The organism is Brevibacillus sp. NPDC058079, assembly GCF_042885155.1.
Classification (GTDB): domain Bacteria; phylum Bacillota; class Bacilli; order Brevibacillales; family Brevibacillaceae; genus Brevibacillus.
The window spans coordinates 1,120,691-1,146,223 of record NZ_JBHVSO010000001.1; the positions used below are offsets into that span (position 1 = coordinate 1,120,691).

Annotated in this window: 23 protein-coding genes; 4 read left to right on the top strand and 19 right to left on the bottom strand. The window is 48.3% G+C overall.

Annotation, left to right across the window (positions count from 1 at the left end; translation table 11 throughout):
• The first annotated feature begins 151 nt into the window (after positions 1-151).
• Positions 152-1,459 carry an aminotransferase class I/II-fold pyridoxal phosphate-dependent enzyme gene (locus tag ACFVS2_RS05065; protein ID WP_173619387.1) on the top strand — a complete coding sequence of 436 codons (1,308 nt, stop codon included), beginning with the start codon at positions 152-154 and terminating at the stop codon, positions 1,457-1,459.
• A gap of 134 nt (positions 1,460-1,593) precedes the next feature.
• On the opposite strand, the gene ACFVS2_RS05070 is transcribed toward ACFVS2_RS05065, so the two are convergent.
• From ACFVS2_RS05070 to dacB, 10 genes are all read right to left on the bottom strand, one after another.
• Positions 1,594-2,493 (bottom strand): DMT family transporter, encoded by a 900-nt coding sequence (locus tag ACFVS2_RS05070; protein WP_390231731.1) that lies wholly within the window; start codon positions 2,491-2,493, stop codon positions 1,594-1,596.
• Between the two features lie 61 nt (positions 2,494-2,554).
• Positions 2,555-3,730: an acyltransferase gene (locus tag ACFVS2_RS05075; RefSeq protein ID WP_390232420.1), complete on the bottom strand. Its 1,176-nt coding sequence runs from the start codon at positions 3,728-3,730 to the stop codon at positions 2,555-2,557.
• Between the two features lie 128 nt (positions 3,731-3,858).
• Positions 3,859-4,569: a YqjF family protein gene (locus tag ACFVS2_RS05080; protein ID WP_390231734.1), complete on the bottom strand. Its 711-nt coding sequence runs from the start codon at positions 4,567-4,569 to the stop codon at positions 3,859-3,861.
• 89 nt (positions 4,570-4,658) lie between these two features.
• A complete protein-coding gene (locus tag ACFVS2_RS05085) occupies positions 4,659-6,071 on the bottom strand; it encodes an FMN-binding glutamate synthase family protein (protein WP_390231737.1) in 1,413 nt (470 codons plus the stop codon).
• Between the two features lie 227 nt (positions 6,072-6,298).
• A complete protein-coding gene (locus ACFVS2_RS05090; protein WP_390231740.1) occupies positions 6,299-7,504 on the bottom strand; it encodes a DUF418 domain-containing protein in 1,206 nt (401 codons plus the stop codon).
• Positions 7,505-7,635: 131 nt separating this feature from the next.
• Complete coding sequence (gene brnQ, locus ACFVS2_RS05095; protein ID WP_390231743.1) at positions 7,636-8,979, bottom strand: branched-chain amino acid transport system II carrier protein; 1,344 nt, start codon at positions 8,977-8,979, stop codon at positions 7,636-7,638.
• Between the two features lie 188 nt (positions 8,980-9,167).
• Positions 9,168-9,860 (bottom strand): YheC/YheD family protein, encoded by a 693-nt coding sequence (locus tag ACFVS2_RS05100; RefSeq protein ID WP_390231746.1) that lies wholly within the window; start codon positions 9,858-9,860, stop codon positions 9,168-9,170.
• A 38-nt stretch (positions 9,861-9,898) separates the two neighbouring features.
• A complete protein-coding gene (gene panD / locus ACFVS2_RS05105; protein ID WP_173619394.1) occupies positions 9,899-10,291 on the bottom strand; it encodes an aspartate 1-decarboxylase in 393 nt (130 codons plus the stop codon).
• Between the two features lie 83 nt (positions 10,292-10,374).
• A complete protein-coding gene (locus tag ACFVS2_RS05110; protein WP_390231749.1) occupies positions 10,375-11,439 on the bottom strand; it encodes an Ldh family oxidoreductase in 1,065 nt (354 codons plus the stop codon).
• A gap of 168 nt (positions 11,440-11,607) precedes the next feature.
• Entirely contained in the window at positions 11,608-14,502 is a 2,895-nt protein-coding gene (dacB, locus tag ACFVS2_RS05115; protein ID WP_390231752.1) for a D-alanyl-D-alanine carboxypeptidase/D-alanyl-D-alanine endopeptidase, read from the bottom strand.
• A gap of 179 nt (positions 14,503-14,681) precedes the next feature.
• On the opposite strand from dacB, the gene ACFVS2_RS05120 reads away from it, so the two are divergent.
• Positions 14,682-15,224 carry a hypothetical protein gene (locus ACFVS2_RS05120; RefSeq protein ID WP_390231754.1) on the top strand — a complete coding sequence of 181 codons (543 nt, stop codon included), beginning with the start codon at positions 14,682-14,684 and terminating at the stop codon, positions 15,222-15,224.
• Positions 15,225-15,486: 262 nt separating this feature from the next.
• On the opposite strand, the gene ACFVS2_RS05125 is transcribed toward ACFVS2_RS05120, so the two are convergent.
• From ACFVS2_RS05125 to ACFVS2_RS05135, 3 genes are read right to left on the bottom strand one after another with little or no spacing between them, the layout of a single operon-like run.
• The gene (locus tag ACFVS2_RS05125) at positions 15,487-16,218 is read right to left on the bottom strand and encodes an ABC transporter permease (protein ID WP_390231757.1); all 732 of its coding nucleotides are present in this window, start codon (positions 16,216-16,218) and stop codon (positions 15,487-15,489) included.
• A gap of 12 nt (positions 16,219-16,230) precedes the next feature.
• Positions 16,231-16,980 carry an ABC transporter permease gene (locus tag ACFVS2_RS05130; RefSeq protein ID WP_390231759.1) on the bottom strand — a complete coding sequence of 250 codons (750 nt, stop codon included), beginning with the start codon at positions 16,978-16,980 and terminating at the stop codon, positions 16,231-16,233.
• Entirely contained in the window at positions 16,980-17,891 is a 912-nt protein-coding gene (locus ACFVS2_RS05135) for an ABC transporter ATP-binding protein (RefSeq protein WP_390231762.1), read from the bottom strand. The genes ACFVS2_RS05130 and ACFVS2_RS05135 overlap by 1 nt, the downstream gene beginning before the upstream one ends.
• Before the next feature lie 152 nt (positions 17,892-18,043).
• Here ACFVS2_RS05135 and ACFVS2_RS05140 point away from each other — a divergent pair, with 152 nt between their 5' ends.
• Both ACFVS2_RS05140 and ACFVS2_RS05145 read left to right on the top strand, forming a co-directional pair.
• Positions 18,044-18,757 carry a response regulator transcription factor gene (locus tag ACFVS2_RS05140; RefSeq protein ID WP_390231765.1) on the top strand — a complete coding sequence of 238 codons (714 nt, stop codon included), beginning with the start codon at positions 18,044-18,046 and terminating at the stop codon, positions 18,755-18,757.
• Complete coding sequence (locus tag ACFVS2_RS05145; RefSeq protein ID WP_390231767.1) at positions 18,758-20,140, top strand: sensor histidine kinase; 1,383 nt, start codon at positions 18,758-18,760, stop codon at positions 20,138-20,140.
• Between the two features lie 89 nt (positions 20,141-20,229).
• On the opposite strand, the gene ACFVS2_RS05150 is transcribed toward ACFVS2_RS05145, so the two are convergent.
• Genes ACFVS2_RS05150 through ACFVS2_RS05175 form a run of 6 tightly spaced genes read right to left on the bottom strand, consistent with a single transcriptional unit; the run spans position 20,230 to position 25,532 of the window.
• The gene (locus ACFVS2_RS05150) at positions 20,230-21,261 is read right to left on the bottom strand and encodes an ABC transporter substrate-binding protein (RefSeq protein WP_390231770.1); all 1,032 of its coding nucleotides are present in this window, start codon (positions 21,259-21,261) and stop codon (positions 20,230-20,232) included.
• Positions 21,258-22,016: an ABC transporter permease gene (locus ACFVS2_RS05155; RefSeq protein WP_390231773.1), complete on the bottom strand. Its 759-nt coding sequence runs from the start codon at positions 22,014-22,016 to the stop codon at positions 21,258-21,260. The genes ACFVS2_RS05150 and ACFVS2_RS05155 overlap by 4 nt, the downstream gene beginning before the upstream one ends.
• On the bottom strand, positions 22,016-22,798 hold the full coding sequence (locus ACFVS2_RS05160) for an ABC transporter ATP-binding protein (protein WP_173619404.1): 783 nt from the start codon (positions 22,796-22,798) through the stop codon (positions 22,016-22,018). Before ACFVS2_RS05160 ends, ACFVS2_RS05155 begins: the two co-directional genes overlap by 1 nt.
• Positions 22,783-23,463 (bottom strand): thiaminase II, encoded by a 681-nt coding sequence (gene tenA, locus ACFVS2_RS05165; protein ID WP_007729343.1) that lies wholly within the window; start codon positions 23,461-23,463, stop codon positions 22,783-22,785. The genes ACFVS2_RS05160 and tenA overlap by 16 nt, the downstream gene beginning before the upstream one ends.
• A 7-nt stretch (positions 23,464-23,470) precedes the next feature.
• Positions 23,471-24,766 (bottom strand): acetylornithine deacetylase, encoded by a 1,296-nt coding sequence (locus ACFVS2_RS05170; protein WP_390231778.1) that lies wholly within the window; start codon positions 24,764-24,766, stop codon positions 23,471-23,473.
• Positions 24,759-25,532 carry a thiazole synthase gene (locus ACFVS2_RS05175; RefSeq protein WP_048033005.1) on the bottom strand — a complete coding sequence of 258 codons (774 nt, stop codon included), beginning with the start codon at positions 25,530-25,532 and terminating at the stop codon, positions 24,759-24,761. The genes ACFVS2_RS05170 and ACFVS2_RS05175 overlap by 8 nt, the downstream gene beginning before the upstream one ends.
• Position 25,533 lies beyond the last annotated feature (1 nt).

Genomic DNA, 25,533 nt, shown 5'->3' on the forward strand with positions numbered 1-25,533 from the left:
TTCGATTTCAAAGTAGCAAATCAGGTCGCCGCTGTCAAAAGGAACCTTGCAAAATCTGAAATATCCCACTGGGCAAGGGTGACAAATGCATGTAGATACGCTATCTTTATTGGTAAAGATAGAATGTTTGTATATGAAAAGGGAGGCTACCATGCATTCATTAGCATCAACGCTGAACGAAACTATCCAACGCGAAAACCCACACGTATATGAAATGCTGTCCAATATCGCCAAGCTGATTTATTTCCCAAAAGAGGGGATTCTCAGCCAGTCGGCAGAAGCGAAAGCAAAAGCGAAAAAGTACAACGCAACCATCGGGATTGCACTGGAAAACGGTCAACCGATGCATCTTAAGGTCATCCAGGATAATCTGTCTGCTTACCAGCCAAAAGATATTTACGAATATGCTCCCCCAGCAGGAAAGCCTGAGCTGCGTGCAGCATGGCGTAAAAAAATGATCGAGGAACAGCCTTCACTGGCTAACCATACCTTTAGCAACCCCATCGTTACAAACGCATTGACGCATGGCCTGAGCATCGTATCTGACTTGTTCGCTGACAGCGGCGACAGTGTCATCATCCCAGACAAAAACTGGGAAAACTACGAGCTTACCTTTTCGATCCGCCGTGGTGCGGAAATGGTCTACTACCCATTGTATAACGACGAGATGAAATTTAATGCTTCTGCTTTGCGTGATGCCATTCTCGCACAAAAAGACAAAGGCAAAGCCATCGTCGTACTCAACTTCCCGAATAACCCAACTGGCTATACACCAGGTCCAGAGGAAGGAAAACAAATCGTCGCTGCACTCAAAGAAGGCGCTGAAGCTGGAATCAACATTGTCGCGGTGACGGATGACGCGTACTTCGGCTTGTTCTTCGAGGACTCAATGCACGAATCTCTCTTCGCTAGCCTGTGCGACGTTCACCCGCGCATTCTGCCTGTAAAAGTAGATGGCGCTACCAAAGAAGATTACGTATGGGGCTTCCGTGTTGGATTCATTACGTATGCATCTCCATCCAGCGACTTGCTCAGCGCTTTGGAGCAAAAGACAATGGGAATCATCCGCGCGACTCTTTCCAGCGGATCGCATCCTTCCCAAACGTTCGTACTGCACGCAATCACTGCTCCGGAGTATAAAGCACAGAAGCAGGAGAAATTCGATATCATGAAAGGCCGTGCCAACCGTGTCAAGGAAGTGCTCGACACCGGAAAATACAATGACGTGTGGACTTACTATCCATTCAACTCCGGCTACTTCATGTGCCTCAAGCTAAAGACTGTCGAAGCGGAAACATTGCGCCAGCACTTGCTGGAACAGTATGGCGTCGGTACGATCGCTCTCGGTCAAACCGATCTGCGCATTGCCTTCTCTTGCATTGAAGAAGAAAACATTGCTGACTTGTTCGAATTGGTCTACAGCGGTGTAAAAGATTTGGAAAATGCATTAACCAAATAAATGTAACTACCACTATTGCAAAAGCGTCTTGGCCTCGTGTCAGGGCGCTTTTCGTTTTCTTTCAAAAAAAGCCCCGGATACTCACAAAGTGTAAATGCGAGGGTTTCCGAGACCTTTCTATCATGCTATTTCTATTAGCTTTCCATTGACGAACGCATACGCCGCGGCTGCTGTGTACCGATAAAAATGGAGGCGAGCACAAGAATCATTCCCGCTCCATGCATCCAAGTAAATGCTTCGTTCAAGAAAAAGACAGCCACGAGAGCAGCACTTATCGGCATCATTCCGGTGAACAAGCCAGCTTTCGAAGCCTCCACCTTCTCCACTCCTTTGTACCAGAGAAAGAAGGATAAGATGCTTGCCGTAAACGCATAGTACACAAGAAGCCACCATACATTTGCAGGTACGGCGCTCCAATCAAACCGCAAGCTTTCCCAAATCGCAAACGGGAGAAACAAGACAAAGCTGATGACATTTATCGCGGCCGTCATTTGGAAAGGCGTAATTTTCCCAGAAAGTCTTTTGGCGAAAATCGTGAAGAGCGCTTCGCTGACGACCGCAAAAAATACGAGCAGATTGCCCAGCATGCTTATCCAGTTTTGCTCCCCGCCGCTTCCTGTGAATGTAATGAAGCCAATGCCGCCCACTGAAAGGCCGATCGCCACTAAGCTGTTAGCGTGTAATTTTTCCTTGAGAATCCAGAATGAAAACAAAGCGATGCAGGCAGGTACCGTACTCGTAATGATACCGGCTGCAGTAGCGGTCGTCCACTGAACGCCGTACAGCATGCAAATACTAAACAGAAACACGCCGAAAAACGACTGCCAGAATAACACCTTGCCTTCCTCACGGCTCCAAGACGTTTTCCATTCCCCACGCATAGCCAGCAGTGGCAATAGGATGACGATCGCGAGCAAAAAGCGCAGCTCCGAAAACAAAAACACCGGAACATGGGAAACAATTTCTTTACCGATGGAGATGTTGCTTCCGACTAAAGCCATAGCCAAGGCTAACTGAATGTAAGCTAACAGCATGATGACTCGCTTCTCCCTTCAACCTCCTGCATTTCTCTACATCTCGCCAAACTGCTTGCGATTAACCTGCGTTTTGCCATTCTTTTTGAGTTGACGGGATCTTCTTTGTCTTTTTCTCTGCTGCCCCCACCAGCCAAGTACCAAACGGCAGTTTTCCCAGCCCATATGATATAGCAAAAGAAAGAATGGCACACAAGACGAATGCTACCATACTTCCCCACACGCCCGTGTGAAAAAGCTGAAGCTCACGCAAAATCTTCATCAAGTACGTCAAGATCAGCGCATGAATCAAATAAGCTCCGTACGAATATTTCCCGAGGAGTCCTAGCCAATGCGTCCATTTGGACTGCTTTTTGCTCATCCATAAGCAGAGAGCGTACACAGCCAGTAAGCAAGCCATCGTATAGAGGAACATGGACGGTTTCAAGGATGTCGCTACGTTTAAATCGATCTTGCCTTGCCCTGAATTACGCAAAAGTTCATAGCCAATAACTACGTACAGGACACCGACCGAAACAATGATCCATTGCCAGTATTTTTTCAGAATTGCACGAAATGCAGGCAGCGTGAAGGCAACCAAGCCACCGAACAAAAAGTAATAGAAATAATAGAATGCATTTCGATCGCGGTATTTGATGAAATACGTATCGAGCCAATTCAGATCGAAACGGAAACCGTGCGCCGGGATGTACCGCGCTGAGAACCACATGAGGCCCCCATAAACCAATCCGGAGACACCAAGAGCGACAACGAGACGGAAGCGGCTGGTCACAAATCTGCGGAAAAGTTCAAATACTCTTTGCCAAAACGGATACAAAAGATAGAACTGAAAAATCATCACGACGAACCACAGATGATACGAGGACGTCCCTGTCAGGAAATTTTTGCTTACATTCCAGACGAACGCAGCTCCCTCACCCAAAGGCTTCTCCATCAAGTAAAGATAGACCACCGACCATATTCCATACGGAACCAAAATCTCCGTTATCCGTTTACGCGTGAAGGAAATATAGTTCACTTTTTCGGAGTAGTTGTAAAACAAAACAAGACCCGTGATGAAAATGAATGCTGGTACAGCGAATTTTAGCAAATGAAACAACATTCCGTAGACGATCAACACGTGCTCTGTCAGTCCCGGCTCACGGATATACACACCAATGACATGCTGATAAACCACAGCCAAAAATGCAAAGGCCCGGATCAGTTCCAACTCACCAATTCGTTCTTTTCGAGCCATAACCAAATACCAGTTCCTTCCTGTTTTTACGAAAAAAAGTGCTACCTCCCATCTTACCGACCAAAAGTCAGTCTGGCAAGTCTCAAATCAAAAAGACTGATACCCTTTTGTACTGGTATCAGTCACTACTATCCACCTTGATTCGAAGATAGATCCGCTAGACTTCGAATCGGCCAAACAAGACTTTGTACCCCACGTGAATACAGTGCTAGATGCGGAGAATCCGTGAGTGGGATTGACAGGTTTTCGGTCATCGCGTTTTCACGAATATGAAAGGCTGCCTCCTGTAGCTGCCACGGCTCGTGCACCACATCCGCATACATCATTTGCTTCGTTCTGTTACACCTGCAAAAGAGTGTGTATCGCTCCGTCAGCCAATGCATCAGCGTTCCCTCTTTGGCGAAAAATCTGTCAGTGAGAGGCTGGTAGCTGCCTTCGAACGAGGGAGACTGAGGTAGACCAGATAGACGTCGAGAGGTAAAATCGATCCGATCCCCTTGGTGATGAAAAGCCATTTGGGCCCGATAATAAGGCAGTCGGTACCAAAATTTCGCAATCTTGATCACTAGCGGATTCGACGTATCCAGTGAAAGAAAATACACGCCCGTCTTCCCTTTCGCCTTCACATACGTTCGGACATTGATTTCAGGGAAAGTCGTCGTGAATGGTACGGATGGCATCCGATTCAAACGCACGCCACTCAGCAAAAACGGGATAATACTGATCCATGCCTTGCCATCGTAAGTATCGAGCTCAAGTCCTGCTGGAATGAGCGCTTTGATAGACGCTGGAGAAATCGCCCAATGTAAAAAAAGAAGATGCTCCCACGTCTGCGTCATGGTCCATCCGTGATACTGTGCGGCTGACTTAATTTGGATAATCCTCTGTTCGATACGAATCCCTCCCATTCGTACGTCGATCAAGCGATTTAACTGGAAGAGGATGAATGATAGGCAAGGGGTACTTTCGTCACTTTGCTCGTCATCTCATCGAGAGAGACGAGATCCGCAGCGGTAACTTCATGAAGAGACGTTTTCCCCAGAGCGAGGATGGCAATTTCCATCTCATCCACAAACGAAAGAAAAAAGTTAGCCAAGTATTTCGTGGCTGAATCGGGGTCAAATTTGTTTTTCAAGCTCCCTGGATAGGTGGTCAGCTCTGTCGGTGGTTCCCACGGTATTGCTTTTGTCACCTGATCATGAGTCATCGCCCACAAAACAGCCGTCCCCATAAATATGCCATCTGCTCCCAAAGCAATAGCTTTCAAGCACTCACCCGGAGTATTATATCCGCCCCCTGACAGTAAGGTAATTCGTTCTTTTACACCTTTTTTCTTCAAATAGCGCACCGCCCGGGTCAGCGCATAAATTGTCGGCAAACCGAAATCATCCTCCAGGATTGGAGGTCCACCTTTTGTCCCCGCTTGTCCGCCATCGATACTAATAAAATCTACACCGGCTTGGATTACAATCTCTAGGTCTTTTTCAAGAATGGCACTGGCGCAGATTTTGACGCCAATCGGAACGCCGTCTGTTATTGTGCGCAACTTGTCTACGAGCTTCTTAAGATCCTCCGGCTTCGATACTTCCGGATGCCGCGAAGGAATGATAATCATCTCTTCATCCTGGACCCCCATGATTTCAGCAGCTCTTCCCTGGATATATTCAGCGGGGATAAAGCTTGCGGCAGCTGCAGTCGCCCCCTGCCCAAAATGGATTTCGATGGCGTCCGCCTGTCGCAAAATTTCCGGCTCCTTTGCCCACTTTCCCGAGTTGTATTGGAGAATAAGATGTTTGGCGAATTTCCTTTCTTCCGGAAGTAACGGACCTTCACCCGTATTCGTCAAAGTCCCCACTGCGGCCGTTCCCTTTGCAATCGCGATTTTCACATCGGCACTTACACCGATACCGTATCCCATTGCCCCTACCATGAGCGGAATGTCCAAGGTTAACGGCTTTTTTGCCATGGGTCCAATCGTGATTTGCATATTCACTTCGGTATCCTCACTGGAAGGCATCTTGGCCAGCTGTGCAGGAGAAAATATCAAGCTATCAAAGTTCAAGAACTTGCGCGGACTTCCGAAAGGACGCTCGATGGCTTGTCCAGTCGCTGCTCGCAAGCTGTTCTCCAGGACGTAGCGTGGACTGACTTTGGTCATTGCGGAGACCATCTCAAAAATATTTTCCGGATAGCGGTCTGACATGAGGCGCTTCATGAACTTGGCGAGCAGCCACTGGGTAAGAGGTCGAAAAAGACAGATCAAAAGCAGTCCCACCACGATGAGTGCAGCTATCGATCCTACAAAGGAGCCGATCAAAAACGAAATCCAGTTGCCAGCCATCCTCTTTCTCCTTCCTACTGTCAGAGCGCTGCTGCTTGTTACTAGGTATGTGAGATAGGAAAATTTTGCCCCAATCATGCCACTTTTATCCTACGCCTACTCCTTCCCCTGGTCTTTAAAGACAGAAAAAACGCCCAGATTAACTGGACGTTTTCGAGCGAAGCCTTTTCCACAAATAAAAATAACAGGATGTCAGCACAAGCACGACAGCAATTGTCATGGTAGTGTCAAATCGCATGAGATCCTCCTTTTCGTTTCATTGGTACAAATTTGCCGTATGTCAAACAGCGCCAAAGCCATTCTGCAGGACCAAACTGATAGTTGGCGAGCCACCAGTGACTAACGAAGATTTGCACAGTGAAAATCACCAAGCTGAACACCAATCCGAGAGCCAGCCCAGGTGTTCCGTACAAATGTCCAACACGCACGACCAATACAGCGATGATGGTTTGGCTCAAGTAGTTGCTCAACGCCATTCTGCCGACCGGTTCCAAATGCTTCAGCATGCGCTTGCCGCTCTCTGTCCGATAAAGAAGTAGCAGTGACGTGATATAAAAAGCGCACAGGCTAAGACCGCTCCAGGTAACAAATGTCTGAACGGCGATCGAGGTCGAGGCTGGAAATTTTACGATGCCAAATTGAACAAACGGAATCATCGGTACAAGCACAGCACTTAAGCCCAGCGCAATCAACCATACACGGCGAATGGCCGGAATAAATTCTTCCGTCCTCTCAAATACTCCACGCTTGGCTGCCAGAAATCCGAATAAAAAGAGCGGCAGAACAGATAGGATAACGATGAACTCAAGGGAGAAAACGACTGGAATTTCGTAAGCAACGCGGAATTGCAACCACTCGATAATCGACCCATTGGTATAAGCATCGATAGCTTTTTGAATGAGCGGTGATTGATCTGGAATAGGAACGAGTTCCTCAGGAACGGTCAGCATCAGAGCAGACAATGCCTGCATACCAATCAAGAGCGTCCACGCCCATCTTTTGATCGTCTTTTCTTGCCTGTGGTAAAACAGCAACAGAAGAAAACCAGCTAGGGCGTACGTATGAAGAATGTCTCCATACCAGAGGAAAACAAGATGTGCCATCCCCACCATCAGCAGCACTAACAATCTGCGAGTAAACAGGCTCTGATAAGGCAATTGTTTGCTCTCGGCGCGATGCATAAACAGAAAAAAGCCTACCCCAAACAAAAACGAGAAGATGGTGTAAAACTTCGTCTGTACAAACATGTTAAACAAAAGCCGTATCCAACCATCGATTTCCGTATGGGTATTGACCATCCCTGCATCTGGCAAGAACATGATGGGATACAAAAATGATGGCATATTCACTAGCACGATCCCCAAGAGAGCAAAGCCTCTAATCCCATCTAGCTGCCGAATTCGCTCACCTTCCGCAACAGGTGCTACTTTCACGTAATGAACCTCCTCAACTACGCTTTAGGCATTAACACTTTTAATACGAATGAACCCCGAATAAAGTAACAAAATGCTTCTTCCACAACAAGAGAGCTTCGCAAAAACGAAGCCCTCTCTTATGTGCTGCCTTATTTTGATGGGGAAGTCGTTGTTCCTGTTCCTGTGCGGTTTGTCCTTTTCCGAAAATCGAGCAGAACACCGACAAAACCAGCAAATAACGCTGGCATGATCCAACCAGCCCCTTCCTTATAAAAAGGAAGAACACCCAAGATGTCGTTCCAGCTCTGATTAAAAAATGTAAGATTCATCAAATCCACGACACCAAAAACCGTCACAACTGCAACAGTTGTCATATACACAGCGGAATGCGCAGGTATCCAGTGCTCTAGCAACGCCAACAAAATGAGCACGATAGCAATTGGGTAAATAGCGCCCAGGATCGGGACTGATACACTCAAAATCTCCGATAGTCCCAAGTTTGCGACTCCCATACTCAGGACACAGAGAATCACTGCCCATCCTCTATAGGACAAACCTTTGAATCGTCCATGAAAGTATTGGCTGCAAGAAGTTACGAGTCCAATCGATACACAGAGGCAAGCGACGGTAAAGATGACACCAAGAATCAGTGTACCGCTTGTCCCAAATAGCTGCCTCATGATAGCTGTCAGGAGCAGCCCGCCATTCTCCGGTCTTCCTAAAGAGGCACCGGATGAACCGAGCAATCCCAAAATGACATAGATGAATGTCAGCAACATACCTGCTCCGAGACCTGCTTTGATCATATTCGCAGACAGTTGCTTTTTGTCCTCGATTCCCTTGCTCCGCAGCGTATTGGCGATCACGATACCAAATACGAGTGCAGCCAAAGCATCCATGGTTAAATACCCGTCCAGAAAACCTTGCACAACTGGATTGGCGGCATATTTTCCTGCTGGTACCCCTGTTGGACCCAGTGGTGTAAATAAGCTCTTGATGTAGATTAATGCAATCATGGTCAGCAGTGCAGGAGTCAGTATTTTCCCAAAGCGATCAATCAATTTGGAAGGACTCAGACTAAACCAAAAGACAATGCCAAAAAATACGATCGTATAGAGGAACAGACTCCAGGTGGAATCAGCGGCTTGTGCCGACAAAAACGGCGCCATTCCCATCTCGTACGCGAGACTGCCTGCACGAGGGATAGCAAGTGCGGGTCCAATCGACACATAAATCAAAATAGGAAAAATAAGAGCAAAGCTTGGATGAACACGACTCGCCAATTGGTAAAAGCTCCCTGCTTTTGCGATGGCAATCACCCCAAGGATGGGGAGACCGACAGCCGATAAGACAAAGCCTGCAATCGACAGCCAAACATAGGAACCAGCCTCTTGACCCAGATAGGGTGGAAAAATAAGGTTCCCTGCACCAAAAAACATCGAAAACAGCATAAAACTGACCAGTAACATTTCTTTCTTAGACAAGGTTATCATCGACGTATATATTACCTCCCACCTTATTGAGAGGCATTCTATCAACTTTTGCGTCCATTAGCTAGTAGCAACGCCATAGTTGTAATTGCAAGATCATTATCATTTTTCTCACTTTACTTAGAAGTAGAAAAACGGAAGAAACCACCTGCCATATCTTACCGTTTGCACATCGACAAGTGGTTTTCCTCTTATCGTTTTCGCATGGAGACAATTCGTTTGTAAAAGGACTGATCCTCCAGCTTTTGAAAGAGAGAAAGAGCAGGGCGGAAGTTGGCTTCAATAATCCACGGTTTGCCATCCACATCAATCCCTAAGTCCAAACCGATCTCCCGGAGTGTCGGATAGGCTTTTCCCAATCGATTAGCTACCGCCGCAGCTACCATGCGGATATCACTCAAGAGATGCGGGCCTGCTTCTATATTCGACAGCTTGATTGCCGTCTGGACGGGCAAAACTTTTCCACGACTTCGAGCCACATTTGTCACGACATAGCCCGGTCCTGCAAGCTTTGCACACCAACCCGTTATGACCCAAGGCTCCTTGTTGCTCCTTCGCTGGATCATGACACGTACATCAAAAGGCTTGCCGTTGATTCTACCGAGTGGGATACGTGGCTGGAGCAGGTATGTTTTTGGGCGAAACAACGATTCCACGTATCGGATCGTGGCCTCTTTCCCATCCACGAGACGCCGGCGACTCCCACTATGAACCAAATACTGCTCTTCTCCTCGCGCCGTTACTTGAATAATTCCTACCCCACCGCCGCCTCCCGAAGGCTTCAGCATCACATGTGTAAACGCTTCTGCATACACCCATAGCTCTTCAGGAGAGTACACGCGGGTTTTGGGCAAATACTCCAGCAAGAGTTCGTCTTTGATCATGTGCTTATGCTTGCCCCATTTTCCTACGTTTGGCGGTTTTATGGCAGTGTCTCTCCATTCTTTATCAGATGATGCTCCTCTACTTTCGTGATACGATTCTGTTCGTCCACAAACACGACCTTGGGAACGAGCTGTTCGATCTCGGATTCATCGTACATGCCCATACTCAAAATGATGACTAGATCTCCTGGCGAAAATAGGTGGGCAGGTGGACCATTCAGACAGATGACTCCGCTACCCGTTGCTCCGGGTAACGCGTATGTTTTCCAGCGCGTGGCATTACGCAAACTGGTTATTTGCACGATTTCATATGGCTTGATATCTGCCGCATCCATGAGAGCAACGTCAATTGTGATACTCCCCACGTAATCCAGTTCGGCCTGCGTAACTGTCGCCCTGTGAATTTTGCCTTTGCACATGTGTCGTTGCAAAGCGGTTCACTCCTTTCCAAACCGATGACATTAGTCTATGTGCGATGTATTGTCCATGAAACCTCCTGCGATAGGAAATCTGATTAGGGGATATGATACGCAGCCTGCAAATCGACTCCATAGGTGCGGCATAATTGGCTCAGTTCTTTCGTCAGATTCGGATCGAATGGAATACCGTTTTCCATGTGTTCTCGCTTTTTTCGGCCCTCGATCTCGCCAGGTATGAAAATTTCGGATACTCCTTCTTTCGTAGGTACACTTTTCACCTCACGAATGTATGCATCCATATTGGTGCAAAAATCCCGCAGTGGCATAAATCGTTCAATATCCACCGTCAAGAATAGATGTCCAACGTTTTGTGGATCGTTCCAATTGTCATACAAGCTTTTTACATGTGGTCCCGTTGCTGCACCCGTTAGCAGCCCACACAAGATATCGATGAACATCGCCAATCCATAACCCTTTGCTCCCCCGATCGGCAAAAGTGAGCCTAGCAAAGCTTGTGTGGGATCAGTCGTTTCCTTCCCATTGGGATCGATGGCCCAATCGGCAGGAATCGTTTCCCCTTTTTTAACGGCTAAGGCGATTTTTCCTCTGGCAGCGACACTCGTCGCCATATCTAACAAAAAGGATGGTTCTTCCCCTGCTGGTATTCCCACCGCAATTGGATTCGTTCCGAAAAAAGGGCGAATCCCTCCTGTAGGTGCTATTGCTTCGGGAGCATTGGAAAGGACAAGAAGAATCCTTCCTTCTGCGATCGCTCGTTCTGCATAGTACGAACAAGAGCCAAAGTGGTTGGAATGACGAACACCAACTACCCCGATTCCCATCTGCTGTGACAACTTGATCGCTTCCTCCAGTGCCGCAACCCCGACTACCGCACCCAGCTGGTTTTTGCCGTCTACCAGTGCTGTTGCTCCCTCCTGTTTCCATACCACTGGCTCATCGTTCAATTCGATCAAGCCTGCTTCGATTCGTTGGATATAAATCGGCAGCCTCGCCAACCCATGGGACTCTATGCCGCGCAAATCAGCATGGACGAGAGATTCTGCAACTAGCCTTGCATGCTCGCGTCTTGCACCTGCCTGTACAAACACTTCTGTTACGACTTGCTCCAAACGCTTCCAATGAAAGAGTGCAGGGTGCATCTTCTGTTTTTCCCCTCCTTCATCGCTGTTCTGTACTTCGCCTGCTTCCTAATCTGAATATAGATATGTCACGCGCTGATTGACCGCTACAGGCATTGACCCAGTTCAGTCGACGATACCAACAGAAAAAGGAGCTCCCGATATTGGGGCTCCTTTTTTGCGTGATTCCTATTCATAACTGGCCAGTATCGTGATGATCTGGTCCTGCATCTTGGTAAACAGCTCTTCATCCTCGACATAACCATTAAACATAATCGAAACGATGAGCTTCTCCCCGCCTTTGGTCGTGAGATAGCCCGACAGTGTGGTCACACCCGTCATCGAACCTGTTTTCGCATGAAGATTATTAGCGGCAGGCGTTTCCTTCAAGCGGTTTTTCAGTGTGCCATCGATTCCCGCTATGGGTAAAGATTCATCGTAAGTGGCAAATGTCGATTCCTTTGTCATTCCCTCCAGTACGGATGCGATCTGCCGAGCAGAAATAAGATTGTAGCGCGTCAATCCTGATCCATCGATCATGTCGAAGGTGGTATTCCCGCCGAGCGAAGATACTGTTTCCGTGACCACCTCTGCCCCAGCGGCTGCGCTTCCTTTCCCTTTCTTTGCGGCTCCGAGTGTCTTGAGAAGCATTTCGGCGTAGTAATTGTCACTGCGCTTGTTGAGGTACTGAACGATTTCCTTGAGCGGCAGTGACTCAAATTGTGTCCATTTCACTGCTGTTGAAGGAACTGGCTGGATCAACACTTCGCTTTTCGGAGCAAACGCAATTCCTTCTTGCTCCAACGTTTCCTTCAGCACGGTCCCCACGTACTTGGCTGGCTCTTCCACGGGTACGCGCTCGTAATCCCCTTCGTGATCAAGAGGGAGGTTTCCTGACAGTCTGATTGTATTTGTGCCACGGTCACGCAGGATAGCAAACGTATTTTCTTCCCCTTTTTGTACGGTCTTGGCTTCATTGATCACTTGCACATAAGCTGTTTTGGGAAGCACGTTGATTTCCACTGGTCCGCCAGCGTCGTTAGCGGGCTTGAATTCGATCATGACCGTTCCACGATTTAATGCTAGAGCCCCTATGGTCGGGTTGTAATAGTAGCTCTCGTCATCCCATGCCCAGCCAAGGCCAAGCCGTTGTTGGTCAAAGTAGCTATCATCCATCACGAGATTCCCGTTGATACGCGTGATTCCTTGTTGCTTGAGCCACCCTGCTATTTTTTCAATCGACACACCTTCCTGCACTTGTAGCGCATTCTCTGTGTGCAAAGTAGGGTCACCGTATCCTTTCACATACAGATTGCCTTGTTGTACGCCCGTAGAGGTGATCGATGAGTCTCCATACACTTCCGTTTTGAATACGTAATCTGAACCAAGCTGGTTCAATGCTGTGGCAGTCGTCAGCAGCTTCAGATTCGATGCTGGGGTAAGCAGTGTGTCCGCATCCCGTTCGTATAAAACAGGGTCACCTGATGAATCCAACGATTTGACCATGATCCCAGCCGTTACACTTGCTGCTTCTGGCGTATCGAGGATGGGATCGATCAAAGAAGAGAGTGGGTACGTCTTTTTCTCTGGAGGGCTGAAACCTTCCGGAGCTGCGATATCCGGATAAGTTGTTAACAAAATTCCGATTCGATCCTGTAGCTCCCTCGCATACTTCGATTTATAGATGCCGTTGATCAAAATCGAAAAGGCCAGCTTATGACCATTTTTTGCCGTTACATAACCCGACATGGTATTGACACCGCTTAACGACCCTGTCTTCGCAAACAAATTCTTTTCCGCACTTGTTCCTTTCATGCGGTTTTTCAAGGTGCCGTCCACTCCTGCGATTGGGAGTGATTTTTCCAGTTCCGTTCGATATTCTTGCTCCTGCAAAAAGATGAGGGTTTCGATCATCTGTTCTGGAGTGATCATATTAAATCTCGATAACCCCGAACCATCTACCTGGCGAAAGCCTGACGCAATGCCAGCGCGCTTCATCACGTCCGCTACAGCCTCACTACCTGCCTCAAAGCTGCCCTCGCTTTTCTCGGTAACGCCAAGCGTCTTTACAAGCATCTCGGCATAGAAGTTGTCACTATCCTTATTGAGCTCCACCGTGATCTCAGCCAACGGTTTGGACAAGTGGGTATAGAGCGGTACTCCGCTTTGCAGCACTGTTTTTTTCACTTCTGTCTTTGGATGTAAGGCAATCCCTTGTTTTAGCAATTGATCCTTCCATAGATCGCCCACATAAAAAGCCGGGTCTTCCATCGTGATATCTTCATCATAAGGAGCTGCTTGCATCCCGATCGTACCGGATACGATGATTTCATTTTTTCCGCGCGGGCGCTCGACGAGCACGTTGCTCTCCTTGCCCGCTGTCGTTTTCAACTGGTTTGTGACTGTTATGTATGTGGTAGCCGGATTCATGGTCAGGAAGGGGGCATCGTTCACCGTTTTTCCAGGGGTTGCGGTTATCGTCGTAAAGTTTTTATTAACGGCTAATCCACTGACCTGAGCGCTGTACCCATACGGTTCGTCATCCCACATCCAGCTCGTGCCCAATCTGGTCTCATCGAAATAGCTGTCATCGAGAAGCAGGTTTCCATTGACTCGTTTGATCCCCAAATCTTTGATGGCTTTTGCCATTTGCTGCAAATCCTCTGGCTTAAGGCTAGGGTCCCCATAGCCTTTTAAAATCAAATCTCCTTGCAAAATGCCACCGTTATTTACCTTTCCTGAAACAAACACCTCGGTCTTCCACTGATAATCCGGCCCCAGCTTATCCAGACCCGCAATTGTCGTGAACAGCTTCATGTTGGAAGCCGGGATAAAATTACGTTCGGCATTATGCTTATATACGTACTTTTTGTCGGTTAGATCGTAGACCGCGATTCCAGCGTACATCCCCTTGCTATTCTCATCGTTTTTCAAATCGGCGAGGAATTTTTCTATGCTGAGTGAAAGAGGACTAGAAGAAGTGACCTCTTCCTTGGCTAGCGCAGGCGAAGCTGCTACCTGCAACAAGAGAGCCAACACAAAAAACCACGTACCGACACGTCGAAAAGCAAACAAATGATTCATGATTACCTCCTTGTCATAGTCTGGGCGATTTCAACCAACAAATCACAGTACGCCATCATGATAGCACGTATTCTATTTATTCGGAATATTACCATTATACTAAAACCCTACAGGCATGAACGATCCCCATTCCGTTCATACTACCTTCAAGACTTCTTTTGTTTGGAGGAAATGGTTTCATGTTCTATCGATTGCTGCTCAGTTTGTCACTTCTCTGCGCCTTTTCATTCCCCGTCCATGCCCAAGCCGACATCGGGCGTGTACAAGTAGATCCCTCCCCCTATTCTTCCCTTGCGGAGCTCGTCAAAAAGTGTGACTTGATCGTCATCGCGTGGGTTGACAGTGCCCATCGGGCGTATCCAACGGGACGCGCCATTCCCCAAGGCAAGATCGTGAACTATACACAAAGACTACAGGTAAAAAAGGCCATAAAAGGCACAGCATCCAGACTATTAACAGTGATTAGCACTGGCGTAGAGCCGCTTCCCGACGCCTCCAGTCCGCTCAACCTACAATATCCTGGGCCGCTGGCGGAAGGGAATTATTTGTTGTTTTTACGTAAAGTCAGCGGATCACAGCTATACAGTACAGCAGGCCTCTGGCAAGGCGTTTATCCAATCTATCAAGGAAAAACGATTGCGCTTTCCAACCTTGGCTTTACCGAGCTGAACCAGCTGTCCCAAGAAGAAGCCATCCGAAAAATAACAGTGATATCCCGCTAACGCCACAGCAAAAAACCGCTCTCATAAACGAGCGGTTTTTTGACATTACCATCATGTGCTGTCAGTTGCGCATCACGTAGATGAAAATCACCATAGACACAGCACAAGCGAGTACGCTGAGAATAAACCCCCAGATCACCCATTTGCTATTCGTCTTGTTTATGTGTTTGTCGTCCATGGAAACTTCTCCTCATTCAAGCATTCACCTTCTATTATAAGGTTGTTTGACAAGAAAGGGAAACCGTTTATGTGGCGAAAACTGTTAAATGCCCGCTCTCGTAAGACGGCGAATCCCAAGTACACAGCCACTCGTCACGAACAATACACACATGACCACAAACGTCCCCAACTCTCCTAGCGACAAACTCTCTTGACTGAGCACGCCCATGCCAATCGTTAAAAGCGACAGAGGAAAAAACATCCCCAGCCCAGACACATACAGTCCCAACCCTACAAAAACAGTGCAAATACTAATGCCGACTGGTACAGCAAAGCTCTGTATCCGCGTGGAAAGCCACAGTTGGAAGGCGATGATGGTGTGCGAAGCCAGCCAGCCTCGCATGATCCATCCGAACACTTCAGGAGGAAACGAAAACTGTGCGTGCAGTCCAGCGATGAAACCCGCGCAAATATACAGCACGAAGAAGAAAAGCTGCACAACAAAAAGGAGAACGCCAACCACCACCAGCTTCGCGATAAAAATCGTTGGAGTCGATACAGGCGCTGTCAGTATCACGTTCCAGTTACGGTTTGCATGCTCCAGTCTGCACACGAACGAACAGCAGATCGCGATGAGAATGGGTAAGAAAAATTCTCCGTAGAACAAGCTCACCTGCGTCCACAGGCTGTACCAGCCATTTTGCAGGATCGCTTGGTTCATCCAGTAGTTGGCGAAACCGATCAGCGTACTGAAAACAGGAAGGATTAGCAAAACGAGCCAAATACGAGAACGACGCAGTTTTACCCATTCTGCTCCCAAACATTTGATTAGCATACAAGGTCCTCCCTATAGGTCTTGCCGGGATACGTGAATGCTCCCAGCAAGGTAGAATGCGATGCCCATGAGTACGACGATGATCGGCAAATGAACGCCGACTTCGCGTGTAGTAAACAGCATGGTTTCGTTCACGTACTGATACGTAACGGGAGAAAAGTCTACATAGTATGACCAGATGAAAAGGCGTCCGACTTGTGGCGGGAACAAGCTCGCTGTCATGCCAATGAATCCCCCGATCATCCCGAGGCATAGGCTAAATGCCTGATTTTTGATGGCGAGAGAGTTCCATTGTTGCAGAGCAATCACCACGAGATTCGTCAGCGTAGTCCCTGCTACAAAGCGTAGTAATATGCCAATCGGGACTGGCTCCGCTAAACCATAACCAATGCCAAATGCAACGATTGCCAAAGCCTGTAAAATGACGGCACCCCCCATCAAAACAGCCGCAGAAACGAATTTTGCCGCATAAACCGCTTTTCGGCTGACAGAAGCAGCTATCAGCAGCTTCCATGTACGCCCTTTGTGTTCCATATCACAAATCCGTGAAACAATGACAGCCGAACCGATCGGCAAAAACAATCCGTTCATGGCTGTAATCGTGACCAGAATGGCGCTCCACTTTGCGGCATCCGGATTTTTTGTCATGGAGATGCTGACAGCCATAAACCCCCATGCTAGTTCGATGCTCAAAAGAATGACGAGCATAAGAAACAAACGCTTATGTCGAATTTTATAAAACTCTAGCCAGAGTGTCCTCATTACAAGCTCCCCTCCTTGCCTGTTAGGGAGAGGAAAATACTCTCCAAGCTTTTTTTGTGCTCTTCAATGCGATAAACATCAAGGCCCGCCATAATCAGCGCCCGGTTTGTCTGCGCTACCTCTCTATCCCCCATGCCTTCCATGACCAGGTAGCCATCTTGGAGACTTGGAGAAAACTCCATCTCTTGAAGAACTGTTCTCGCTTTTTCATTGTCCTGCGTTTTCATCCAAACATGAGGCTGACTATTCCGTTGCAGTTGCTCCATACTCCCTTGGAACAGCAGTTTCCCCCCGTGAATAATACCGATAGACGTAGCCACTTGCTCAATTTCCGAGAGTAGATGACTGGAGAGCAAAACGGTCATTCCATACTGATGTGGCAACGATTGAATCAATTCCCGAATTTCACCGATTCCCGCTGGGTCCAGACCGTTTGTCGGTTCATCGAGGATGACGAGCTTTGGAAAATGCAGCAAAGCCATAGCAATTCCCAGGCGCTGCTTCATCCCGAGAGAATACTGATCTACCTTTTTGTTCTGTTGCTTTTCCAAACGGACGATTTGCAAGGCCTTCTCTACATGTTTGTCCGGGACATCTCGCAGCCACTGCATGACACGCATATTTTCCAGGCCGGTAAGATGACCATAATAGGAAGGAGCCTCGATCAAGGAACCCGTCTGACTCAAAATCTCAAGTCGGTTCCTACTAAAATCCTTCCCGAATACGGACACACTCCCTTCAGTCGGCTTGACTAATCCTAGCAGCATTTTAAGAGTCGTCGATTTTCCTGCACCATTTGGACCGAGGAAGCCATAAACCTCGCCTTCTCCTACCGCAAGATTCACCCGCTGGACGGAATAGGCTCCTCCGTAGCGTTTTGAAAGGTTTTCCGTTCGAATCACCGTATTCATCTTTTCTCGCTCCTATCTGTTGGTCTCTCCTACGAAATCATAGAGTTCCAACCCGTCGATAAGCTGACAAGAATCTTACAACAACCTTAAATCGACTCCGAGTGGGTAGAACACACAAATCGAGCGAGTATAATAAATACGGGTGATTCAATATGGAAGAGTGGAAACAGAAAAAAGTGCTCATCGTGGAAGATGAGCTTGAAATCAGAAATATGATCGATGGATTTTTGCGTAAGGAAGGATTCTCTCGTATTTTTCATGCGGGTAGTTGTAAAGAGGCGTTAGTGATATGCACTTCGGACAAGCCAGATGTGGCGATCCTGGATGTCATGCTGCCTGATGGAGATGGATTTGGACTTTTGACTTCGATCCGTCGTTTCTCGCACATCCCTGTCATTTTTCTGTCAGCGAGAGGCGAAGATGAGGATCGATTGCTCGGACTTGGCCTAGGCGCTGACGACTATATCGTGAAGCCATTTTTGCCGCGCGAACTCGTTCTTCGTCTCCTGGTCATTTTACGACGCGTTTACGCTCCTCCCCAAATCGATCGTCTGCCCGTTTTCCAGCTTGGTGACAGTACAATCGATTTGGAGGCGGCAATCGTGAAAAGAAATCACCACGAGTACGCTTTGACCGCCAAGGAACACGCACTCTTGCGAAAACTCTATGAAAATCGGGGACGAATCGTCACGAGTGATGCCCTGTGCCAATCTGTATGGGGTGACGATTACTACGGGTATGAAAACACGCTGATGGTTCATATGCGGCGCATTCGCGAAAAGATCGAGCCATGTCCGTCCGCTCCTGAATATTTGCTGACGGTAAGAGGACTCGGATACAAATTACTTGTAAAGGAAGAGCTGTAGATGGATGGAGCCGCACGAATTTTACGTCGTTATACAGGTGCTTCTATCCTGATCGCCGTCTTTTTGCTCATCGTCAATTACATCATTCTCGGCACATTTGTTTTCAAAGGCATGAACGAAGGATCTCCTCCCATTCACGTCACACAAGCTGTGGCAGAAGGTCTCCACAAGAACAGTTCCCACTATACGTTGGAACTAAATGCACAAGAATGGTTGCAAAAAAGCCAGGCTTGGGCCATGCTGATTGCGAACGATGGGAAGGTGATCTGGGACTACGCCATACCGGACCAATTGCCCCGCACCTATTCTCTGGCAGAAGTCGCGCAGTTCTCGCGAAATTACTTACAGGACTATCCTGTTTTTGTTTGGGAGCATGAGTTGGGGCTAGTCGTCGTGGGCTACCCGAAGGACAGTCTCGCCAAGTACCAGTTTCATTTCCCGATCAGTTGGATAAGCGATTTGCCGTATCGATTACTGGCTTTGCTTTTCGGAAATATCGTACTCGCCGCTCTTCTCTCGCTATTCATCGGCACTCGACTCATTCGGGCAATCCGCCCACTGATTAGCGGGATTCACGCCCTGTCAGAAGATCAGCATACACATCTCGAGGCAAAGGGAATGTTCAGCGGGATTGCTAGAAGCATTAATCATGCATCGTCGCTTCTGCAAGAGAAGAACGCTTTACTAAAAGCCAGAGACGAAGCACGCTCGAACTGGATCGCAGGAATTTCCCATGATATACGCACGCCTTTATCGATGGTGCTCGGGTATGCCAGTGAATTGGAAGAGAGCGATGCGGTGCCTTACGAGCAGCAGCAAAAAGCAAGCATTATTCGAAAGCAAGGGGAAAAGCTACGGTCTTTGGTCAGCGACTTGAATCTCGTTTCCATGCTGGAATACGAAATGCAGCCCATTCACACCAAACCGATTCGGCTATCGACACTTGCGCGGCAAATTGTCACTGACTTTTTGAACAATGATTTGGCAGAGACGTTTACCATCGAGCTGGATGTCACGACTGAGCAATGCTTCGTGATGGGCGATGAAAAACTTCTTGTCCGCGCCATCACGAATCTAGTCCAAAACAGCATCGCGCATAACCCATTAGGCTGTCACATCCACGTGCAAACGACCGTGTCACCCAACCAGCGCAATGCCCTCTTGATTATCACTGACAACGGAAAAGGCATTGAGCAAAGCATGCTGCCTGACTTGATGGAATTGCCTTATTCGTCAAAAAGAAAATCTCCCTTACACAATGGTCATGGTCTCGGGTTGCCCATGGTTGCACGGATTGCTTCCGCTCATCATGGACACCTGCTGTTAACAAGCGATTCAGGAAAAGGGATGACAGCAGAACTTTGTTTTCCCCTCTCCTCCTAAAAGGAAGACATCATAGAGAAAGCACCTCCTCTGTCTCGCCAATGGAGAGTAAACTCTCAAGAGCGTGCAAAGGGGGTGCTTTTTACTGATTACTTCACGAGATCACGCATAATCTCTTCTGCTTTGACGTCAGTTGTTATCAGCTTCTCTTTTTTCATCCAATTAATCAGTGTTTGCCAAGATTCGGCCGTCTGGTATCCAAAAGGCTTTTCTCCCGCATCCATCAACGGAATGAGGATATCCAAGCTCTTGGTCTCAATGTCTTTTTCCAGCGGGAAATCCGTAGCCTGTTTGGTAAACAACAAATCGAGTGCCTTTTCCTTATTATTTTTCACATAGTCCTGTCCCTTGCCAATCGCACGCAGGAAACCTTCCACAGCTTTCTGCTTTTTGCCCAAAGTCTCGTCACTTGTCGCCAATACGAGCTCATAGTAGTCTGGAACACCAAACTCAAAAGGCTTGAACACATTGACTGGAACGCCGTGCTTCTCCAATATTGGTTGCTCATGGTTGATATAGCCACCTACTACTGCATCGACTTTTTTTGCTGTCAACGCTGGGACGATGTCAAAGCCGATATCCGTGAAGGTCAGTCCGGAATCATCGCCACCACCATGCTTCACAACTTGACGTACGATAGATTCATCAAGTGGAAGTGATGGATAACCGATATTTTTTCCAGCCAACTTTTGCGGAGTATCGATTCCACTGTCTTGGCGCGTCATGATCACGTTTAACGGATGACGAACAAGTGCACCTACGGATACGACAGGAACTCCTTCTGCACGAGCTTGGATGAGCTGTGGTTGATAGCTGATTGCCAAATCTACTTTACCCGCAGCCGCCATCTTCAACGGATCATTGCTGTCTGAAGGCATTTGCATGGTCACCTTGAGGTTCTCGTCTTTGAAATAGCCTTGCTCCTCTGCGACATACAAGAAGGAATGTACAGCATTCGGATACCAATCGAGCGCAATCGTAAGCTCTGTCGGCTCCGCTCCTTTATCAGCAGGGGCTTGCGTCTGACCAGTATCGGTGCTCGCCTGATTGCCGCAAGCAGCAAGACCTGTTGCCAATGTAAGTGCCATGAATGTTTTCGTCCATTTGTTGAAAGGTTTCATTGTTGTTCTCCTTTAGTTTTCATATGCGGGGAAAAATGACGTTCGACTCGTCCAACCAGCCAAAACAGCAGCATGCCGAGAATCGAGAGCAACAGGACCGAGGCAAACAACGCAGGAGCCTGAAAATTGCCAGATGCCCGTCTGCCAAAGTACCCGAGACCCTCGCTCGCTCCCAACCATTCCCCAATCGTCGCCCCAGCCACGCTGTAAGTAGCTGCCACTTTGAGACCACTGAAGAAATGGGGTAAGCTCGACGGGAGTTGCAGCTTGGTGAAAATTTGTCCGTCCGTTGCCCCCATTGTTTTTAACAGCTGGAGCATTTCCTTGTCCGTTGAGCGAAGTCCATCATACGTGTTGACGACGATCGGAAAGAAAGTAAACAGAATCGTAACAGCAATTTTTCCAGATAAATCATACCCGAACCACAAAATAAATACGGGTGATAATGCTATAAGGGGGATCGTTTGGGAGATGACGATATACGGATAGACCAAGCGCTCCACAATCCGACTGCGAATCATCGCAAATGCAAGGGAGATTCCAAACAAAATCGAGATCGATAGCCCCAGTAACACTTCCTTTAACGTCGCCCAAAGATGTATGCCTACTAAAGAGGTACGTAAATCCCACAACGATACGACCACAGCGCTAGGCGGCGGTAAAATGAATGGCGGCACTCCGAGGAAGCGACAACCAGCTTCCCACGCCAGGAGAAAAATGGCGATGGAGATGCCAAACCAAATGCCTCTCCCCATCATGCTTCTCTCCTCAACGGCTTCATTGCTGCTTGGCGCTCCTGTCGAAGCAGTTCCCAAATTTGTTCACGCAATGCCAAAAATCCAGCTTGGTTGCGGCTGCTCGCCGTTCGCGGTCTGCTCACCGGAACGGTTAATTCGATCGGCTTGGTGATCGGACTACCTGAAAGCACGATAATACGATCTGCAAGTAAAATGGCTTCGTCGATGTCATGTGTAATCATCAGCATCGTACTGCCTGTTTCCTGCCACTTTTCCATCAGCCACTCTTGCATGTCCATTCTCGTAATTCCATCCAATGCACTAAACGGCTCATCCAATAGCATCATCTCTGCACCAGAAAACAACGCGCGCAAAAAGGAAACTCGCTGACGCATTCCACCAGAAAGCTGGGCTGGATAGCTGTCAGCCCAATCCTGAAGCCCGTACCTAGGCAATTGCTGTCTGACACGCTCATGCGCTTCTTTTTTCGTCATACCTTTGATTTCTAGCGGCAAAGCTGCATTTTCGACAATCGTACGCCATGGCATGAGCAGATCGCGTTGGGGCATATAGCCGACCTGCCCCAAACGATTTGCTACTGGTACACTTCCGAGCCTGATTTCGCCTTGTCCCGGCTCAAGAAGACCTGCGATGAGTTGAAACAAGGTGCTTTTCCCAATCCCGCTCGGACCGATCAAGCTAACGAACTCCCCTTTTTCCACACGCAGATCAAAATGATCTAGAATCTGCTTGTCGCCATACGAAAAGCTGACGTCGGCGAAAGCTAGTTGTTCTCCCACGGCCACATTTCCTCTCTGTAGGACATGTCCCAGAACATGTACTCCATTTTGGAGGTATTGACAAAATACTCTTCCAGTTTGGCCAGCTCTTGCTCGCTCTTTCCTTCCGCCAATTGGTTCATGATATCAATCAGCCAGATCGCCAGCTGCCCAAACTCATCGGAGCTGTACATTCGTACCCATTCACCGTACAGTTCGTGATCCAGCGCCCCTTCTACTTGAGCCAAACGCTTGCCGATCTCCCAATAGCTCCATGTGCATGGGAGTAGAGCACTCACCAATTCTGCCAACGACCCTTGATGAGCGACACGCAGCATGTAGCTGGTGTACCCGAGCATCACAAACGAAGGCTCTGTCGCTTCCAGCTCCGCGCGAGAGATACCAAAGCGCTCGGCATACTGACGATGCAGCTCCATCTCGGTGTTCAGCGTCGATTCTTGCAAAGCAGCGAAGCGAGAGCTTGTTTCCAGATCGTACGCCTTCACGCTCGCAATCGCGAACATTTTCGCGTAATCAATCAGATAGATGTAGTCTTGTTTCATGTAATATTTGAATGCACCAACGGGCAGGCTGCCATCGCCGAGTCCGGTGACGAAAGGATGTTGATGAACACGCTCCCAGATTGGGGCTACACTTTTTCTTAAACGCTCTGTAAAGGTTGTCATGCGATACTCACTCCTTCGCTTCCTTTGGGGTATTGCACCAGGTGGCAATAAATCGGGCCATGATCTGGGCAAAATGTACAAGCTGGTCAGGATCAATCGATTCATCTACGGCATGTGCATGCGTTAACTCACCTGGTCCAAATAGTACAGCCGGAATGCCTCCATGCGCAAACCAGCCTGCATCGGTCACCGTAGGCGACATATTAACGATAGGCGCTTGATGCATGTGACTTTCATATGCGGATTGCAGCGTTGCCAACCCCGGATGTTTCGTATCCAACTCCAGTGAAGGGAAGATTTCACCGCGCTCCTCAATCATCGAGCGTCCACCCCACCGGAATGTTGGAGGATTGTCTCTCAGCCAAAGATCAGCTGCAGCTGCACGCCCGACGTGATCCTCGATCTCTCGAATAATCTCTTCGTGGGATTCGTTCGGATAAAAATGAACGGTAATCCATAGAGCGCAACGGTCTGCGATGAACGCAGCGTGACGACCTCCCTCGATGACTGCGGGATTGATCGTATTACTGCCTGCCGGGAAGCCTGGGTAGGACTTCATGACAGCCCAGTCCCGCTCCAGCTCCTGTAGTGCGGTGATCACCTTCGTCATTTTTTCAATGGCAGAAGCTCCCCGAACGCGTCCGCCTGCATGAATCGTCTGTGCGCGCATTCCATCATGCAGCGTCGTCGGACTCTCAATCGTGATCCAGCCTGTAATGACCCCACCCTGCCCTTGCATTTGGAGATTGCTCGTATCCACTACAACGGCGTAGTCAGCCTGATAGCCACGCTCAATAGCGACCAATGTCCCCGCTTCACCTGCTTCTTCTCCGATGACGGATTGAAAGAGCAGATCACCTTGGAGCTCGATTCCGTGTTCGCGCAGTATTTGGATCGCAAACAAGCTCGCTGCGAGTCCACCTTTCATATCAGCAACACCACGGCCGTACAAGCGCCCATCCTTGCCATGTGTCAGAGCAAAAGGTGGATAGATCCACCCCGTGTCATCTCCGACTTCAGCCACATCGATATGCCCGTTGACAATCAAGCTGTTTGCCTGTGAAGAGGCACTCCCTGATAACCGACCGACGATATTGTCGTCTCCTGGATATACCGTCCAGCGATCGACCTCGAATCCCATCGCTTGCAGTCTGTTGGCAATTACTCCTTGTGCGGCATCGCTGTTTCGCGCGGGAGGACTCACAGTCGGATGAGAAACGAGCTCTGCCAATAAAGTGAATAGCTCTTCTTTGCGGCTGGCAATCGATTCTACCGCTTCTGTCAGTCGATCCACGCTACTCAATCATCCCTTCAGTCGGGCTGCTTGCTGACGCGTAACGTTTTTTCGCGATACGGCCTGCCAGGAAGCCTTTGCGACCTGCTTCTACTCCGAGCTTCATCGCTTCTGCCATCAGGACAGGATTGTCAGCGAGTGCGACTGCTGTATTCAACAAGACACCGTCAGCACCCAGCTCCATCGCTTTCGCGCAGTCCGCTGGCGAGCCAATTCCTGCATCCACGATTATCGGTACTTTGGCATCCTCGATAATAAAGCGGAGGTTGTTTTCGTTGACAATCCCTTGTCCGGAACCAATTGGTGACGCACCTGGCATAACCGCATGCACGCCAACCTCTTGCAAATGTCTAGCAAGGATCGGGTCGTCATTGGTGTAGGTCAGTACGATAAAGCCTTCTTCTACCAAGATTTTCGAAGCCTCGAGCGTGCCAATCGGGTCAGGGAGAAGTGTTTTCGGGTCTCCAATGACTTCGACCTTGATCATGTCACACAGGCCAGATGCTTTAGCTAAACGGGCAATGCGCACTGCTTCTTCTGCTGTATAGGCACCTGCTGTATTTGGTAACAGGGTGAATTTTTTCAAATCGAGTTGTTCCAAAAAGTTCGGTTCTTGCGGATTTTCCAAATTCAAGCGACGAATCGCAAATGTCAAAATTTCTGCTTCCGACACCTCTACTGCTTTCCCTTGTGTATCCAAGTCAGCGAATTTACCTGTCCCGAGAAGCAAACGGGAGCGAAACTCGTAAGGTCCAATTTTCAATGTATCCATCATC

Bases quoted from the DNA above. Each gene is read 5' to 3' on its own strand.
- ACFVS2_RS05125 (WP_390231757.1), bottom strand. From the start codon at position 16,218: ATGCTAATCAAATGTTTGGGAGCAGAATGGGTAAAACTGCGTCGTTCT.
- ACFVS2_RS05130 (WP_390231759.1), bottom strand. From the start codon at position 16,980: ATGAGGACACTCTGGCTAGAGTTTTATAAAATTCGACATAAGCGTTTG.
- ACFVS2_RS05075 (WP_390232420.1), bottom strand. From the start codon at position 3,730: ATGGCTCGAAAAGAACGAATTGGTGAGTTGGAACTGATCCGGGCCTTT.
- tenA (WP_007729343.1), bottom strand. From the start codon at position 23,463: ATGACAACCTTTACAGAGCGTTTAAGAAAAAGTGTAGCCCCAATCTGG.
- ACFVS2_RS05120 (WP_390231754.1), top strand. From the start codon at position 14,682: ATGTTCTATCGATTGCTGCTCAGTTTGTCACTTCTCTGCGCCTTTTCA.
- ACFVS2_RS05175 (WP_048033005.1), bottom strand. From the start codon at position 25,532: ATGATGGATACATTGAAAATTGGACCTTACGAGTTTCGCTCCCGTTTG.
- brnQ (WP_390231743.1), bottom strand. From the start codon at position 8,979: ATGATAACCTTGTCTAAGAAAGAAATGTTACTGGTCAGTTTTATGCTG.
- ACFVS2_RS05065 (WP_173619387.1), top strand. From the start codon at position 152: ATGCATTCATTAGCATCAACGCTGAACGAAACTATCCAACGCGAAAAC.
- ACFVS2_RS05070 (WP_390231731.1), bottom strand. From the start codon at position 2,493: ATGCTGTTAGCTTACATTCAGTTAGCCTTGGCTATGGCTTTAGTCGGA.
- ACFVS2_RS05100 (WP_390231746.1), bottom strand. From the start codon at position 9,860: ATGATCAAAGACGAACTCTTGCTGGAGTATTTGCCCAAAACCCGCGTG.
- ACFVS2_RS05135 (WP_390231762.1), bottom strand. From the start codon at position 17,891: ATGAATACGGTGATTCGAACGGAAAACCTTTCAAAACGCTACGGAGGA.
- ACFVS2_RS05145 (WP_390231767.1), top strand. From the start codon at position 18,758: ATGGATGGAGCCGCACGAATTTTACGTCGTTATACAGGTGCTTCTATC.
- dacB (WP_390231752.1), bottom strand. From the start codon at position 14,502: ATGAATCATTTGTTTGCTTTTCGACGTGTCGGTACGTGGTTTTTTGTG.
- ACFVS2_RS05155 (WP_390231773.1), bottom strand. From the start codon at position 22,016: ATGGGGAGAGGCATTTGGTTTGGCATCTCCATCGCCATTTTTCTCCTG.
- ACFVS2_RS05110 (WP_390231749.1), bottom strand. From the start codon at position 11,439: ATGCACCCTGCACTCTTTCATTGGAAGCGTTTGGAGCAAGTCGTAACA.
- ACFVS2_RS05150 (WP_390231770.1), bottom strand. From the start codon at position 21,261: ATGAAACCTTTCAACAAATGGACGAAAACATTCATGGCACTTACATTG.
- ACFVS2_RS05085 (WP_390231737.1), bottom strand. From the start codon at position 6,071: ATGGCTGGCAACTGGATTTCGTTTTTGATCGGCTCCTTTGTAGGATCG.
- ACFVS2_RS05080 (WP_390231734.1), bottom strand. From the start codon at position 4,569: ATGACGCAGACGTGGGAGCATCTTCTTTTTTTACATTGGGCGATTTCT.
- ACFVS2_RS05140 (WP_390231765.1), top strand. From the start codon at position 18,044: ATGGAAGAGTGGAAACAGAAAAAAGTGCTCATCGTGGAAGATGAGCTT.